Source organism: Buchnera aphidicola (Periphyllus testudinaceus) (assembly GCF_964059035.1).
Taxonomy (GTDB): Bacteria; Pseudomonadota; Gammaproteobacteria; order Enterobacterales; family Enterobacteriaceae; genus Buchnera_J; species Buchnera_J aphidicola_BN.
Window position 1 is genome coordinate 291559 of sequence record NZ_OZ060380.1, and the last position, 16828, is coordinate 308386.

Below are 16828 nucleotides of genomic sequence, written 5' to 3' on the forward strand. Positions count from 1 at the left end.
AGGAAATATATGAATCCATTTTATTTACGAAATTTTTTAAAATTAAATGATTTTAAAAAAAAAGATATTTTATTTTTATTAAAATTTTCTAAAACAATAAAATTAAAAAAATTAATTAAAAAAGAAAAAAAATACTTAAAAAATAAAAATATTGCTCTTATTTTTGAAAAAGAATCTACACGCACAAGATGTTCTTTTGAAATTGCATCTTTTGATCAAGGAGCAAAAACTACATATTTAGGTCCAGGAGATACTCATTTAGGATATAAAGAATCTATTGAAGATACAGCAGAAACTTTAGGAAAAATATATGATGGAATATTATATAGAGGTCATCAACATAAAAATATAAAAAAACTAGCTAAATATTCTAAAATTCCAGTATGGAATGGATTAACTAATAAATTTCATCCAACTCAAATTTTATCTGATTTATTAACTATTAAAGAAATTTTTCCTAAAAAAAAAATAAATAAAATAAAAATATCATACATTGGAGATTCTTCAAATAATATTTCTAACTCACTTGTTGAAGCTTCAAATTTATTTAAATTTAAATTATCTCTAATATCTCCTAAAGAATATTTTCCAAATAAAAAATTTTTAAATAAATATATTAATATAAAAAATAATATTTTTTTAACAGATGATATAGAAAAAGGAATATATAAAACTGATATAATATATACAGATGTTTGGATTTCTATGGGAGAAAAACTAAAAAAACAAAAAGAAAAAATTAATAAATTAAAAAATTATCAAGTTAATAAAAAAATTTTAAAACTCTCAAATAATCCTTTTATAAAAGTATTTCATTGTTTACCAGCTTTGCATAATACAAAAACCGTATTTGGAAAAAAAATCATGAAACAATTTAATCTAAAAAACGGAGTAGAAATTACAGAAGATGTATTTAATGCAAATAAAAAAATTATATTTCAACAATCATCAAATAGAGTGCATGTAGTTAAATCATTAATAATGAACAGTTTAATAAAAAATATTTCTTTATAAATATTTTTATAATATTTTAAAAATATTTTTATAAACAATTTTATTAAACATTAAAAATATATAACATATCTCAATAAAAATAAAAAATTTTATGAAAATTTATACAAAAAAATCACCTAATCCTATTGGGCCTTATTCTCAAGCAATACAAACAAAAAATTTATTAATGATTTCTGGTCAAATTCCAATTGATTCAATTTCTAACAAAATTCCAAAAAAAATGTACGATCAAACATTTCTTGTTTTAAAAAATATATACGAAATAATTAAAAAAACTAATTTTAAATTAAAAAATATAGTTAAAACAACTATATTTACAACAAATTTAAATAAAATAAAAACTATTAATTTCGCTTATGAAACATTTTTTAAAAAAAAAATATCAATTTTTCCAGCACGATCTTGCGTAGAAGTATCAAAATTACCAAAAAATGTTCAAATTGAAATTGAAGCTATAGCTTATAAAAAATAAATTATTAAAGAGAGCACTGACTTTATATTAAAGTGCGCTCTTTAAATCTTTTTTAAAAAATAATTTTATTATTTATTTTTTAATTTCAAATTTATATTAAACGTTTTTTTAAACGCGAATTTTTTAAATATATTTTTTTTTTAGAAATTTTAGATAAATTCTTTTTTAGAAATATATTTTTTGAACGATTTTTAATAAACTTAGAACGATTTAAAAATTTAAAATTATTAAATAATTTTAAATTAATAAATTTATTAAAAATTTTTATTTTTTTTAAATTTTCAAAATTTTTCTTTTGAATTATTTTTTTTGGTAATTCTATTGTAGAATAAGAAGAAAAAATTTTTATATTTCCAATATCTTTATTATTAAGATTTCCTTCATTAGCTATAGCTCCAACAATATGTCTTACTTCAATTTTATCATTTTTTCCTAATTCTATTTTGTAAACATCCATATTATTATTTTTTTTAAAATATTTAGATGTTCTATAATTTTTATTTTCAAATTGTCTTCTAACAATTGGCTTTGTCCAATTTCTTCGAGCATTTTTAATAATTTTATCTTTTTTTACAATTAAAACTCGTTCTCCTTGAGCCATTTTTAAAAGAGCAGCTGCTAATTTTTCAATACTTACAGGATTTTCTAAATTAATTTTTTCTAACAAAATTAAGTATTCTTTTAAATCAGTACTTTTTAATTCTTTTTTAATTTTTTTTGAAAAATTTTCTAAACGACTTTTACTTAATAATTCTGAATTTGGTAAATATACTTCTTTAATAGATTGTCTAATCATTCTTTCAATATTTCTTAATAATCTTATTTCTCTATATTCTACAAACATTAAAGCTTTTCCTTTTCTACCTGCTCGACCAGTTCGACCAATTCTATGTACATATGATTCAGCATCCATAGGAGCATCATAATTAATAACAAAACTAATACGATCTACATCTAATCCTCTGGCAGCAACATCAGTAGCAATTAATATATCTAATTTTCCATTTTTTAATCTATCTAAAGTTTTTTCACGTAATGATTGATTCATGTCTCCATTTAACGCTGAACAATTATATCCATTTTTTTCTAATATTTCTGAAATTTCTACTGTAGAATTTTTTGTACGAACAAAAATTATAGTAGCTGAAAAATCTTCTGTTTCTAAAAATCTAATTAATCCATCAGTTTTTTTTCCATATACTAACCAATAAGTTTGATGAATATCTGGTCGATTAGTTATACTAGATTGTATACGAATTTCTTTTGGATTTTTCATAAATCTTTTTGAAATTCGTCTAATAGCTTCTGGCATAGTAGCTGAAAATAAAGCTGTTTGTCTAAATTTTGGAATTTGAGATAAAATATTTTCTACATCTTCAATAAATCCCATCCGTAACATTTCATCTGCTTCATCTAAAACTAAAGTATTTAATTTAGATAAATTCAACGTTTTTCTTTTTAAGTGATCTAATAATCTCCCAGGAGTTCCAACAATAATATGAGGGCCTCGTCTTAAAGAAGATAATTGCAACTCATATCTTTGCCCGCCATATAAAGGTAAAACATGAATTCTTGGAAGATATTTTGCAAATAAAGAAAAAGCCTCAGAAACTTGAATTGCTAATTCTCTAGTAGGAGTTAAAACTAAAATTTGAGGAAATCTTAATTCTACTTTGATATTATTTAATAAAGGTAAAGAAAAAGCTGCAGTTTTTCCGCTTCCAGTTTGAGCCATTCCTAAAATATCATGTTTATTTAATAAATGTGGAATACATTGTTCTTGAATAGGAGAAGGTTTTTTATAACCTATTTCATCTAAAACTTTTAAAATTGAATTATTTAATCCAAAAGTCGAAAAATTATTTTTTATCAAAATCATGTAAAACATGCACCTCATTTAATGAACGAAGAGGCCAGTCTACATAATTAATAATAAATATTTTTATTATATTCATTCGAAAGTGTCAACTGGCTTAAAAGATATTGTATAATATTTTATATTTAAAAAAATATTTACTAAAATTTTTAAATTATTTTTTTATAAAAAAATAATAATTTTTAAAATTAATATATTTTAAATAATTTAAAATTTTATTTTAAAAAAATAAAAAATTTAATATAAAATTTAAAATAAATTATTATTTTGTTTATATAAAATTTATAAAAAATATATTTCTAATATTAAAAAATAAAATTTTAATTTATTTAAAATTAAAAAAATAAAATAATATAAAATAAAGATTATCATAAAAAATAGAATTTTCAAATTCTATTTTTTAATAAATATTTTAAAATTAATATTTCAAAAAAATTATTTTGTAATTTCTTTCATACTTAATCTTAATCTGTTTTGTCTATCCATATCTAATACTTTAACAGTTACTAATTGATCCAATGAAAGATAATCAGAAACTTTTTCTATATGTTTATTTGAAATTTGAGAAATATGAACTAAACCTTCTTTTCCTGCTCCTATTGAAACAAAAGCTCCAAAATCAACTATTCTAGTAACTTTTCCAGTATAAATTTTTCCAATTTCTATTTCTGCTGTAATTTCTTTAATTCTTTCTATTGCATTAAGTGCTTTTTTTTCCATAATAGCTGAAATTTTAACTGTTCCATTATCTTCAATTTCAATAGTTGTTCCTGTTTCTTCTGTTAACATTCTAATGACTGAACCTCCTTTTCCTATAACATCTTTTATTTTTTCTGGATTAATTTTTATAATATGCACTCGAGGAGCAAATTTTGAAATTTCTTTATTTGGAACATTAATTGTTTCAGACATAATTTTTAAAATTTTTTTTATAGCAATTTTAGCTTTTTTCAAAGAACATTTAATAATATCATTAGTAATACCTTCAATTTTCATATCCATTTGTAATGAAGTTATTCCTATTTTGCTTCCTGCTACTTTAAAATCCATATCTCCAAAATAATCTTCATCTCCTAAAATATCTGTAAGAATTACATATTTTTTTTTTTCTTTTATTAACCCCATTGCAATTCCAGCAATAGGTTCTTTAATAGGAACTCCTGCATCCATTAAAGCTAAAGAAGCTCCACAAACAGATGCCATTGATGAAGAACCATTAGATTCAGTAATTTCTGATACTATACGAATAGTATAAGGAAAAATATTAATAGATGGAATTACAGATAAAATACTTTTTTTAGCTAATCTTCCATGACCTACTTCTCTTCTTTTAGGAGAGTTAATCATACCTATTTCTCCAACAGAATAAGGTGGAAAATTATAATGAAATAAAAAACTATCTGTTTTATCACCTAACAATTCATCTAAATTTTGAGCATCTCTAGAAGTTCCTAAAGTAACTGAAACTAAAGATTGAGTTTCTCCTCTTGTAAACAAAGCAGAACCATGAGTACGTTTTAATAAACTAGTTTTTATATCTATTTTACGAATAGTATCTTTATTTCTTCCATCTATTCGATAATTATTTTTTAAAATATTTTTTCGAACAATTTTTTTTTCAATTTCAAAAAAAATTTTATTTATTTCTATAATATTTAAATCTGGATTTTCAAATAATAAATTATTAATAATATAATCTTTATATATTTTTAACTTTTTAATTCGTTTTTTTTTATTAGAAATAAGATATATATCTTTAATAGAATTTTTTGAAATTTTAGAAATTTTTTTATAAATTTCTTTATTTAAATAAGAAGAATTAAAATTCCAAGATTTCTTTTTAATAGAAGATAACAAATTTTTCATATTTTTTATCAATTTTTTTTGTTTTTTAAAACCATATAAAATTGCATTAAAAATTATATTTTTATTTAATTGATTAGATTCTGATTCAATCATTAAAATATGTTTATCTGTTCCAGAAACTATTAAATCTAACGTGCTAAATTTCATTTCATCAGTTGTAGGATTTAAATAATATTTATTATTAATATAGCCAACTCGAGCTGCTCCAACCATGTCTTTAATAGGTATTCCTGAAATATATAATGCCGCAGATACTCCAATCATAGATACAATATCAGGATTAATTTTTGGATTTAATGAAACAACTGTAGCAATTACTTGTACCTCATTAGAAAAATCTTTTGGAAATAGTGGTCTAATTGGACGATCTATTAATCGACCAATTAAAATTTCGTTTTCACTAGGTCTGCCTTCTCTTCTAAAAAAACCACCCGGTATTCTACCAGCAGCATAAGTTCTTTCTTGATAATTTACAGTTAAAGGTAAAAAACTTTTTTCAATCTGAGAATTTTTTTGACCAACTACAGTTACAAGAACTGTTGTATCCTCTATACTAACCATTATTGCAGATGTTGCCTGTCTAGCAATTAACCCAGTTTCTAAAATAACTGTATGACGACCATATTTAAATTTAAATATAAGCGGATTAAGCAAAATAAATATCCTTAAGATAATAAATCAAAAAATTGTATATTTATAAACATAAATAATAAATATAAAAAAATAATAAAATTTATTTTAATAAAAAAAAGGGCTATAGCCCTCTTTTCTCTTTAAATATTTTTAAAAAATATCTTTAAAGAATTATTCAAAAAAAATTATTTTTAAATTTTATTTTTATTTTTTTATATTTTTATTTTTTTTTTTTTTTTTTTTTTCTATTTTTCTATTTTAATTAACTCTACCTACGAATTTTTAAATTCTTTATTATAAAATTATATTTTAAAATAGATTTTTTTTTTATATAATCTAATAATTTTCTACGTTTTGAAACCATACTTAATAAACCTCGACGACTAGAAAAATCTTTTTTATGTATATAAAAATGTTTTTGTAAATCATTTATTTTATTTGTTAAAATAGCAATTTGAACTTCAGATTTTCCACTATCTTTATTGTTCATACCATATTTAGAAATTATTTTTTGCATATTTGAAATATTTAAAATCATAAAAAACCCTATGAGTTAATAATTTAGATTAATTTATATCTGATATAAAGAAATAATTTTTTTACAAATTATAATTTATTAATTTATAAGAAATTAAATATTTTTTGTTATTTAATTTTCCTAAACCAATAAATTTATTTTTTGTATTCATGATACTAATTATACAAGTATTTAATTTAGTAGTAAGCTTTATTGATCGACCATTTCGAAGATAAAAAATATCTTTTTCAGATAAATATATTTTAGGAAAATGAGATACTAAAGAATAAATAGGAATAAAAAATTTTTTAATCTTTTTTAAAAAATATTGAAAATTTTTTTTTTTATACTTTTGTTTTAAAAAAAATAATTCATCTAAAGTTATTGACGATAAAATTGAATATGAAGAAACTTTTGTTCGTCTTAAAAAAATTACATGAGCTCCACATTTTAAAAATTTTCCTAAATCATCAATAATAGAACGAATATAAGTTCCAGATGAACAAAAAATTTTTAATTCAATAAGATTTTTATATCTATATAAACTAGTTAATTTATATATACTAACAAATCTTCTTTTTATAGGAACCTGAATTCCTTTTCTTGCATATTTATACAATGGTATTCCTTTATATTTTATTGCAGAATAAATTGGAGGAATTTGAGAAATATTTCCTCTAAATTTATCTAATACTTTTTCATATTCATTAATACTAATTTTTTTTACATTAACAGAATTTATTATTTCTCCATAAGAATCTGCAGTAGATGTTTGTTCTCCTAATTTAGCAATAACTCTATATTTTTTATTAGATTTTAGTAAATATTGAGAAAATTTTGTGGCTTCTCCAAAACATATTGGTAAAACACCAGTAGCTAATGGATCTAAAGATCCAGTATGTCCTGCTTTAGTAGATGAAAATATTTTTTTTGTTATTTGCAAAGCTTTATTTGAAGAAATTCCAACTGGTTTATCTAATAAAAGAATCCCGTGAATATTTCTTACTTTAGTAAAAAACATTCATAAACCTCATTAAAAATTTTTAATTATTATAAATTTTTTAATAAATTAGATATTTTTTTACCTTCTAAAAAAGAAAAATCATAAAGAAAAATTAATTTTGGAACAGTTCTAAGATTCAATCGCTTTCCTAACAAAAATCTTATATAAGAAGAAGCATGATTTAAAACTTCTAAAGACGAATATTTAGAAAATTTTTTTTTTTTAATATAGCAAATATAAACTTTAGCATAAGAATAATCTTTAGAAATTGTTACATCTAAAATAGTAGATAATTTATTAAATCTTGGATCATTAATTGATTTTTGAATAATATAAGAAATCTCTTTTTTAATTTCTTTAGAAATTCTTACTAATCTATGAATATTCTTGTACACTATTTTTTCCAAAATAAAATTTATTATTTTAATTTATTTTAAAAATAATTATATTCGTTTCATTTCAATAATTTTATAAACTTCTATTATATCATTAACACGAATGTCATTATAGTTCTTTATACCAATACCACACTCAATTCCACTTCTTACTTTTTTGACGTCTTCTTTAAAACGTCTAATTGACTCTAAAATTCCTTCATAAACAACAATATCATTTCTTAAAACTTTAATTGGACTATTTCTTTTAATAACTCCCTCAGTAACCATACATCCTGCAATAAACCCAAATTTTGGAGATTTAAAAATACTTCTTACTGAAACTAAACCAATTATTTTTTGTTTATATTTTGGAGATAACATTCCATAAATAGATGATTCAATATCTTTTATTAAAGAATAAATAACAGAATAATACCTCAAATCTATGTTTTCTTTTTCAATAATTTTTTTTGCAGAAATATCTGCTCTTACATTAAAACCAATAATAATAGCATTAGAAGAATTAGCTAATGATGCATCTGTTTCATTAATTCTTCCTACCCCTAAACTTAAAATATTTAAATTTACTTCTTTATGAGATAATTTTCTAATAGCAAAAGATATCGCTTCTAATGATCCTTTAGAATTTGATTTTAATATAATATTTAATGATGTAATATTTTTTTTATTAATTTCTTTAAATAAATTATCTAAATTTATTTTTTTATTTTTAGAAACATCTTTTCTTTTATGTTTTTCTTTTCTATATAAAGATACTGCTCGAGCTTGTTTTTCATATTTAACAACTGTTAAAATATCTCCAGATATAGGTAAACCTGATAATCCTAAAATTTCAACTGGAATAGATGGAGTTACATGCATTAAATTATGTTTTTTTTCATCTGTAATAGATTTTATTTTTCCATATTCTAATCCACATATAACAATATCACCTTTTTTTAACTTCCCTTTTTTAATTATTATATTCGAAACTGGACCTTTTCCTTTATCTAAATAAGATTCTAAAACTACTCCAGTAGCCATTCCTTCATAAGATACAGATAAATCTAAAATTTCTGATTGAAGAAATATATTTTTTAATAGATCATGTATTCCTTTTTTTAATTTAACCGAAATATTAACAAAAATATTTTCTCCTCCAAATTCTTCAGATAAAATATTATATTTCATTAATTCATCTTTAATTTTATTAATATTAATATTATTTTTATCAATTTTATTTATAGCTACAATTATTGGAGCTTTAACTAATTGAGCATGTTTAATAGCTTCTATTGTTTGAGGCATAACTCCATCATCTGCAGCTATTATTAAAACTACAATATCAGTTATTTGAGCACCTCGTTCTCTCATAGAAATAAAAGCTGAATGTCCTGGAGTATCAAGAAAAGTAATTTTTTTTTCATTTATATTAACATAATACGCACCTAAACTTTGAGTAATACCTCCTTCTTCTTTAGAAGCTACAGAAGTTTTTCTAATACAGTCCAAAAGAGATGTTTTTCCATGATCTACATGTCCCATAATGGCAACAATAGGAGGTCTTAAAAAATGTTTTTTTAATTTTGTATCTCTATTTTTCATAATATTTTTTTCTAATTCATTTTTACGAATCAAACATATCTTAAAACCCATTTCTTCAGAAACTAATTGAGCTAAATCTGAATCTAATACTTGATATTTAGATAAAGACATTCCTGAATTTAACATTTTTTTAATTACTTTTTCGCTTTTTATACCCATTTTGTTAGATAATTCAAAAACTGTTACTTCATCAAAAATTGTTATTAATTTTTTAACAATAACTTTTGGTTTATTAAAACTTTGCTTCAAAAAATTATTTTTTATTTGACGAAAATTTTTTGTATTTTTATTTCTTTTTTTTAGTTGAGAAAATTTATTATTTTTTTTTTGAATATTTTTTTTTGAATTTTTAAATTTTTTATTTTTTAAAAATTTTTTTTGTATATTTATTTTTTTTAAATCTGTTTTTTTAAAATTTAAATTTTTATTTTTATCTTGAGTAATTTTATTTTTTTTTTGTAAAAATTTATTTTTTCCAAATTTTTGTTTTAATAATTTTTTTTTATTTTCTAAAGTATTTTTTAAAATAGAGCTTTTTTTAGAAAAAGATGTATCTTTTTTTATTTTCTTTTTATTACTATATAATTTTTTTTCTCTTAAAAAATCATTTTTTCTCATTTTTTCTCTTATTTTTGTTTCAAGTATGAAAAGTATATTTTTTTAAATAATATTTTTTAAAAAATTTAATTATTTAAAATAACAAATAATTTTTATTAAATCACAATAACTATTTATTTTTATACTATATAATTATATTTATTTTACATGTATTTTTTTTTATTTCCAAACAAAAATTATATAAACTAATTAAAAAAAAATATTTATTTTTTAAACCAACATATATTTCTAGCAGACATAATTAATTTTCCTGCAGTTTTTTCGTCTAATTCTTTAATATCTATTAAATCATCAATGCTTTGATTAGATAAATCTTCTAAAGTAAAAATTTTTTTTTTAAATAATTCTAGTGCAATGAAATCATTCATTCTATTTAAATTCAATAATTCTTCATTTAAAATTGAACTTATCTTAGATTTTTTTTTGTTTAATAAAAACATAGATCGTGATTTTTTAATATTTTTTTTAATTTTTTTAAATAAAACTTCATTAAAATTTAATATTTTTAAAAGTTTTTTATCTGATAAAAGAAATAATTCTTTAATAGAAGTAATATTTTTTTTAAATAACATTTTAAAAACTTTTTTATTAATTTTAAAATTTTCTTTAAATAATTTATAAGCAAATTCTTTTATTTTTTTATTTTTATTTTTTAATTCTTCTTCTGTCATTACATTTAGTTCCCATTTGCTTAAAATAGAAGCTAATTTTACATTTTGTCCATTTCTTCCAATAGCTTGAGCAAGATTTTTATAATCTACAGTAATATCTATAAATTTTTTTTTTTTATTTACAATAATTTTTAAAACTTCTGCTGGAGCCATAGAATTTATAACAAATTTCTCAAGATTTTTATTCCATAAAACAATATCAATTCTTTCACCAAATAATTCATTCGAAACTGCTTGTACTCTAGCACCTCTCATTCCAACACATGCTCCTACCGGATCAATTTTTTCATCATGAGTTTTTACTGCAATTTTTGAACGAGAACCAGGATCTCTAGCAATTTCTTTAATTTCAATAATACCTTCACCAATTTCAGGTACTTCAATTTTTAATAATTCAGTTAACATTTCTGATCTAGAGCGACTTAAAAGTAATTGAGAATTATTTTTTTCAAATTTTACACAATATAATATGCTTTTAACACGATCTCCTATTCTAAAATTTTCTCGAGGAAGCATTTCTTTTTTTAATAATAAACCTTCTGCATTATTTCCTAAATCTAAAATAATAAAATCTCTATTTATTTTTTTAACAATTCCAGTTTGTATTTCTCCTTGTTTTTTTTTAAAATTGTTTACTATAATCTCTTTTTCAGCTTCTCTAACTTTTTGTATAATAACTTGTTTTGCAGTTTGAGTAGTAATTCTATCAAATTTAACAGATTTTATTTTTTCTTCGATATAATCGTTTAACTTTATATTTTTATCTTCATATTGAGCAGCAGATAAAGTAATTTCTTTTGTTGGATTCAAAACTTCTTTTACAACTAACCATCTACGATAAGTTTGAAATACACCACTTTGTGGATTAATAATAACTTTTACATAAATATCTTTCTTGATTTTTTTTTTAGTAGCGCTTGATAATGCTTGCTCTAAAGCTTTAAAAATTATTTCTTTTGGAATGGATTTTTCATTCGAAACAGATTCTATAACTGTTAATATATCTTTTTTCATATTTAAATTCCTGTAAAATATTTTTTATAATTTTATATATAAAAAATTAATATAACTACTAAAAATATAATTTAAAAAAAATAAAATAAAATTTACTAATTTAATAAAAAACCCCGAATAAACGGGGTTTTTTATTAAAAAATATAAAAAATTATATTTTATTTTTTATTAATAAAATTTATATAACAACTTATTTTAAAAAATAAATTTTTAAATTAAAATAAATTCAAAATACCGAGAACGGGATTCGAACCCGTATACTTAAATTCATAAGTACTACCACCTCAAAGTAGCGTGTATACCATTTTCACCATCTCGGTAATTTTTTTAAAAAAATACAAAAAATTAAAATTTATATTAATTTATTTTAAAATATAATTATTAATATTACATTGTAATATACTTAATAATAAAAAAAAACAAGCACATATAATAGTTAATCGATTTAAAAATTCGCTTTGAGTAGAAATATTAAACAAATTTTTATTAATATTTGTTACACTAACATTAGTAGAACCTTGACTTTTTTTTAATAAAATTAAAAAAATTAACATTAAAGAAATACATAAATATATTAATAAAAAAAATGTTCTCATTTTATTATTCCTATCTTTTATATTATTTTTAATATAAAAATAAAATATTAAACAGAATTTTATTTAAAAAATTTTTAATAAAAATATTCTTTTTAAAAATTATTGTTTATATATAAAAATTTAAAATAACACAAACAAAAAATTTTTTAATATAAAAATTCTTATAATACTCTTGTAAAATATTAAAAAAAAGAAAATATAAAAAAAATTTTATTTATTTTTTTAAAAATTATTTATCTAAAATTTCAAATGTTCTATTCATTAAAGAATTAATTTTATTACTATCAATTGTTTCATATTTAATTAATGCATCTTTCATAGAATGTAAAATATCTATATTTTTTTCTAAAATTTTTTTTGCTCTTGCATAATTTATATCAATAATTTTTTTTATTTCCTGATCAATAATTTTTTTAGTATAACTTGAAAAATTGTTATTTTTTGAAACTGTTTTTCCTAAAAAAAATTCTTCTTCTTCTTCAGTATATAATAAAGGTCCTAATTTTTTTGAAAATCCCCACTTAACTACCATATTTTTTGCTAAATTAGTTGCAATTTTTATATCATTAGAAGCTCCTGTAGAAATATAATCCTCTCCGTAAATTATTTCTTCTGCTATTCTACCTCCATATAATGTAGAAATTTGGCCTTCTATTTTTCTCTTATTAATACTTAAATGATCTTTCTTAGGTAAAAAAAAAGTTAAACCTAACGCATTTCCTCTAGGAATAATTGTTACTTTATGTACTGGATCATGCTCAGGAACAAGTTTTCCAACAATAGCATGCCCTGCTTCATGATATGCAGTATATTCTTTTTGTTTATTTGTAATCATCATAGTTTTTCTTTCAGAACCCATCATAATCTTATCTTTAGCTTTTTCAAAATCTTTCATAGAAACTGAAGAATTATTATTTCGAGCAGCGAATAAAGCAGATTCATTAACTAAATTAAACAGATCTGCTCCAGAAAAACCTGGAGTTCCACGAGCAATAATCATAGGATCAAAATCATCTGATAAAATAATTTTTTTTGAATGAACTTTTAATATTTGAGCTCTTCCTTTAATATCTGGTAAAGGAACAAATACTTGACGATCAAATCTTCCAGGACGAAGTAAAGCAGAATCTAAAACATCTGGACGATTAGTTGCAGCAATTAAAATAACTCCTTCATTCTTATCAAAACCATCCATTTCTACTAATATTTGATTAAGAGTTTGTTCTCTTTCATCATTTCCACCTCCTAAACCAGTACCTCTTTTTCTTCCAACAGCATCAATTTCATCAATAAAAATTATACAAGGAGCTAATTTTCGCGCACTTTCAAACATATCTCTAACTCTAGATGCACCTACTCCTACAAACATTTCAACAAAATCTGATCCTGAAATAATAAAAAATGGAACGTTAGCTTCTCCAGCTATAGCTTTTGCTAAAAGAGTTTTTCCAGTTCCTGGTTGTCCAATCATTAATAAACCTTTAGGAACTGTTCCTCCCAATTTTTGAAATTTTTTTGGTTCTTTTAAATAATCAACTAATTCCTTTACATCTTCTTTCGCTTCATCACATCCTGCAACATCTAAAAAAGTAGTTTTAATTTCATTTTTTTTAAAAATTCTAGCTTTACTTTTCCCAAAAGAAAGAGCTCCTTTTCCTCCTCCCATTTGAAATTGTCTAATAAAAAAAATCCATGTAAAAATTAACATTATTATTGGAGACCAAGATATAAAAATAGACCATAAAAAACTAATTTCTTCAGGACTTTTTCCTTGAATTTTAACATTTTTTAATAAAAGATGATTTAATAATTTTGAATCATGCATTGGAAGATAAGTAAAACATTGACTATTATCTTTTTTAACAATATTAATTTCTGGTCCATCAATTACTACTGAACGTATTTTATTTTGATTTACTTCCAATAAAAAAGTTGAATAATCAATTTTATAACGATTGAAATTACTTGAACAAAAATTTTGCAATAAAGACATAAAAACAATTATAAAAATTGACCAAAGTATTATTCTTTTCACCATTCTTCTCAAAAGATAAACCCTCATTTAAATTAAACAATCGACTAAAATAAAATGTTACCTATAAATTATTTTTTTATATTTTTTGCTATAATAAAAATTTCTCGAGATTTTAATTTAGAAGCATGTGGTTTATAAATTTGTACTTTAAAAAAAATCTTTTTAATACATTTAATATATAAATCAAACCCATCACCTTGAAACACTTTAGTAATAAAAAATCCATTTTTAGATAAAATTTTTATAGATAAATTAAAAACAATTTTACTTAAACATATAGATTCATGAACATCAATTAAAGGATATCCTGTAGTTTTTGGAGATAAATCAGACATTACTACATTTACTTTTTTATTTTTTAAAAAATTTAAAATTAATGAAATAGTTTTATTATTTTTTACATCTCCCTGTATAAATTTAACTTTTGAAATTGGTTTCATATATTTAATATCACATGATACTATTTTTCCTTTCAAACCAATTTGTTTAATAGCATATTGAGACCAACTTCCTGGAAAACAACCTATATCTACTACTATATTTCCTAATTTAAAAACATGAAATTTTTTATGTATTTGTTTTATTTTAAACCAAGCACGAGAACGTATATTTTTTTTATGCGCTTCTTTAACATATAAATCTCGAAAATGATTTCTTAACCATAATTTAGAACTAGATTTTTTTTTCATATTTTTTTTTAAAAAAAGAATTTATAAAATATTTTTTTTAAAAAATATATCTAAAAAATACTTATTTTTTATCAATATTTTTTATAAAAAATTATATATATACTATTTTTAGTATTTTATATGAAACAGCACCAACAGGAGTTTTAATTCTTGCTATTTCATTAACTTTCTTTTTCATTAATCCCTTAGCCATTGGAGAATTAATAGAAATTAAATTTTTTTTAAAATCTGATTCATCATCTCCAACAATTTGATAAGTATAAATTTTATTTAATTTAATATTTAAAATTTTTACTGTAGCTCCAAAAAATATTTTTTTATGAATAGACATTTTTTTTATATCTACAACATAAGAATTAGATAATTTAAATTCAAATTCTTGTATTTTTCTTTCACAAAAACTTTGTTCTTCTTTAGCTGCATGATATTCAGCGTTTTCTTTTAAATCCCCATGAGCTCGTGCTTCAGAAATAGAAGCAATAATACGCGGTCTAATAATATTCTTTAAATTATTTAATTCTTTTTGAAGCTTCTTTTTACCTTTTTTAGTCATTGGAATTTTATTATTCACATCAAAACCTTAATTTTTTATAAATAATGATAATGTTTTTTAAAAAATACTTAAATTTAATAATTTTTTTAAAAATAAAAAATATTAACAAATTATATTAAATTAAAATATTTATAACATTATAAATCAATTTATAAATAAAAATAATAAATTTATTATAATACATGATATATTAATGAAATTAATTATATTAAATATAAAAAATAAATTATTATTATTAATAATTCTTAAAAAAATAATTTGAACAATTTTAAATAAATTTTAAATTTTGAAATTAAAAAAAATATGAAAAAAAAAATTAAAAAAATTTTAAAAAAAAAATTAGATTTATTTTACATTAAAGTAAATAAAGAAAATAATTATTATAAAATAGTAGCAGTAGGTAAAATATTTTTAGGAATGAATGAAATTCAAAAACAAAAAAAAATATATTCACCATTATTAAAATATATTACAGAAAAAAAAATACATGCAATTTCAATTAAAGCATATTCATTAAAAGAATGGAAAAAATTAAAATATAATAAAATAAAATAAAAAATTTTATTTCTATAAAAAATATTAAAAAATTAGTAAAAAATAATAAATTTTACAAAATTTTAATTATATTCTCACTATAATTCTTTATAAACGGAGATTTTTTTATGTATGCAGTTTTTGTAAATGGAGGTAAGCAATACAAAGTTAAAATAGGTCAAACTTTAAAAATAGAAAAAATTAATTATAATATTGGAAAAACAATAAAATTTAACAATGTTTTATTAATAAAAAAAGAAAAGAAAATATTTTTTGGAACACCTATTTTAAAAAACACTTATATTAAAGCTAAAATTTTTAGTCATGGAAGAGAAAAAAAAATTAATATTATAAAATTTAATCGTCGTAAACATTATAAAAAAAAACAAGGTCATAGACAAAATTATACTAGTATAAAAATTAAACAAATAAAAATTAAACAAGGATATTAAAAATGGCACATAAAAAAGCAGGAGGTTCTACAAGAAATGGGAGAGATTCTCATTCTAAAAGATTAGGAATAAAGCGTTTTGGAGGAGAATATGTAAAATCTGGATCAATAATTATAAAACAACGAGGAACAAAATTTCATCCAGGAAATAATACAAAATGTGGAAAAGATCATACTATATTTTCTATAATTAATGGAATAGTAGAATTTAAAAAACGAGGTTTAAATAAAAAAAAAATTATCAATATTATCCCTAAATAGTTCAAATAATTTTAATACATATTTTAATTAATTGTATTCTTCT

At 20.4% G+C, this 16828-nt stretch carries 16 protein-coding genes and 1 tRNA gene; 5 read left to right on the forward strand and 12 right to left on the reverse strand.

Translation table 11 applies throughout. The features are described from left to right. Nucleotides 1–9: 9 nt before the first annotated feature. On the forward strand, nt 10–1014 hold the full coding sequence (argF, locus tag AB4W45_RS01320; protein ID WP_367671064.1) for an ornithine carbamoyltransferase: 1005 nt from the start codon (nt 10–12) through the stop codon (nt 1012–1014). A 91-nt stretch (nt 1015–1105) separates the two neighbouring features. Then, nucleotides 1106–1486 (forward strand): Rid family detoxifying hydrolase, encoded by a 381-nt coding sequence (locus AB4W45_RS01325; protein ID WP_367671065.1) that lies wholly within the window; start codon nt 1106–1108, stop codon nt 1484–1486. A 91-nt stretch (nt 1487–1577) separates the two neighbouring features. Here AB4W45_RS01325 and AB4W45_RS01330 read toward each other — a convergent pair whose 3' ends face one another. From AB4W45_RS01330 to greA, 12 genes are all read right to left on the reverse strand, one after another. Further along, nucleotides 1578–3365, reverse strand: a complete 1788-nt coding sequence (locus AB4W45_RS01330) for a DEAD/DEAH box helicase (RefSeq protein WP_367671066.1) — start codon at nt 3363–3365, stop codon at nt 1578–1580. 432 nt (nt 3366–3797) lie between these two features. Further along, on the reverse strand, nt 3798–5882 hold the full coding sequence (gene pnp, locus AB4W45_RS01335) for a polyribonucleotide nucleotidyltransferase (protein WP_367671067.1): 2085 nt from the start codon (nt 5880–5882) through the stop codon (nt 3798–3800). Nucleotides 5883–6129: 247 nt separating this feature from the next. Further along, on the reverse strand, nt 6130–6399 hold the full coding sequence (gene rpsO, locus AB4W45_RS01340) for a 30S ribosomal protein S15 (RefSeq protein WP_367671068.1): 270 nt from the start codon (nt 6397–6399) through the stop codon (nt 6130–6132). A gap of 61 nt (nt 6400–6460) precedes the next feature. Beyond that, nucleotides 6461–7399 (reverse strand): tRNA pseudouridine(55) synthase TruB, encoded by a 939-nt coding sequence (gene truB, locus AB4W45_RS01345; RefSeq protein ID WP_367671069.1) that lies wholly within the window; start codon nt 7397–7399, stop codon nt 6461–6463. A 29-nt stretch (nt 7400–7428) separates the two neighbouring features. Next, nucleotides 7429–7788, reverse strand: a complete 360-nt coding sequence (rbfA, locus tag AB4W45_RS01350) for a 30S ribosome-binding factor RbfA (RefSeq protein WP_367671070.1) — start codon at nt 7786–7788, stop codon at nt 7429–7431. Between the two features lie 36 nt (nt 7789–7824). Next, complete coding sequence (gene infB / locus AB4W45_RS01355) at nt 7825–9981, reverse strand: translation initiation factor IF-2 (RefSeq protein ID WP_367671071.1); 2157 nt, start codon at nt 9979–9981, stop codon at nt 7825–7827. Nucleotides 9982–10184: 203 nt separating this feature from the next. Further along, the gene (gene nusA, locus AB4W45_RS01360; RefSeq protein WP_367671072.1) at nt 10185–11666 is read right to left on the reverse strand and encodes a transcription termination factor NusA; all 1482 of its coding nucleotides are present in this window, start codon (nt 11664–11666) and stop codon (nt 10185–10187) included. A gap of 232 nt (nt 11667–11898) precedes the next feature. Then, a tRNA-Leu gene (locus AB4W45_RS01365) sits at nt 11899–11986 on the reverse strand. A 42-nt stretch (nt 11987–12028) separates the two neighbouring features. Then, complete coding sequence (gene secG, locus AB4W45_RS01370; RefSeq protein ID WP_367671073.1) at nt 12029–12262, reverse strand: preprotein translocase subunit SecG; 234 nt, start codon at nt 12260–12262, stop codon at nt 12029–12031. Nucleotides 12263–12491: 229 nt separating this feature from the next. Further along, nucleotides 12492–14300 carry an ATP-dependent zinc metalloprotease FtsH gene (ftsH, locus tag AB4W45_RS01375; RefSeq protein ID WP_367671510.1) on the reverse strand — a complete coding sequence of 603 codons (1809 nt, stop codon included), beginning with the start codon at nt 14298–14300 and terminating at the stop codon, nt 12492–12494. A gap of 65 nt (nt 14301–14365) precedes the next feature. Beyond that, nucleotides 14366–14986 carry an RlmE family RNA methyltransferase gene (locus AB4W45_RS01380; RefSeq protein WP_367671074.1) on the reverse strand — a complete coding sequence of 207 codons (621 nt, stop codon included), beginning with the start codon at nt 14984–14986 and terminating at the stop codon, nt 14366–14368. A gap of 91 nt (nt 14987–15077) precedes the next feature. Continuing rightward, nucleotides 15078–15557, reverse strand: coding sequence for a transcription elongation factor GreA (gene greA, locus AB4W45_RS01385; RefSeq protein ID WP_367671075.1), 480 nt, complete (start codon nt 15555–15557; stop codon nt 15078–15080). Nucleotides 15558–15842: 285 nt separating this feature from the next. Here greA and AB4W45_RS01390 point away from each other — a divergent pair, with 285 nt between their 5' ends. From AB4W45_RS01390 to rpmA, 3 genes are all read left to right on the forward strand, one after another. After that, nucleotides 15843–16094 carry a BolA/IbaG family iron-sulfur metabolism protein gene (locus AB4W45_RS01390; protein ID WP_367671076.1) on the forward strand — a complete coding sequence of 84 codons (252 nt, stop codon included), beginning with the start codon at nt 15843–15845 and terminating at the stop codon, nt 16092–16094. Nucleotides 16095–16201: 107 nt separating this feature from the next. Next, nucleotides 16202–16525, forward strand: a complete 324-nt coding sequence (rplU, locus tag AB4W45_RS01395) for a 50S ribosomal protein L21 (RefSeq protein ID WP_367671077.1) — start codon at nt 16202–16204, stop codon at nt 16523–16525. A gap of 2 nt (nt 16526–16527) precedes the next feature. Then, on the forward strand, nt 16528–16785 hold the full coding sequence (gene rpmA / locus AB4W45_RS01400) for a 50S ribosomal protein L27 (protein ID WP_367671078.1): 258 nt from the start codon (nt 16528–16530) through the stop codon (nt 16783–16785). Nucleotides 16786–16828: the final 43 nt, after the last annotated feature.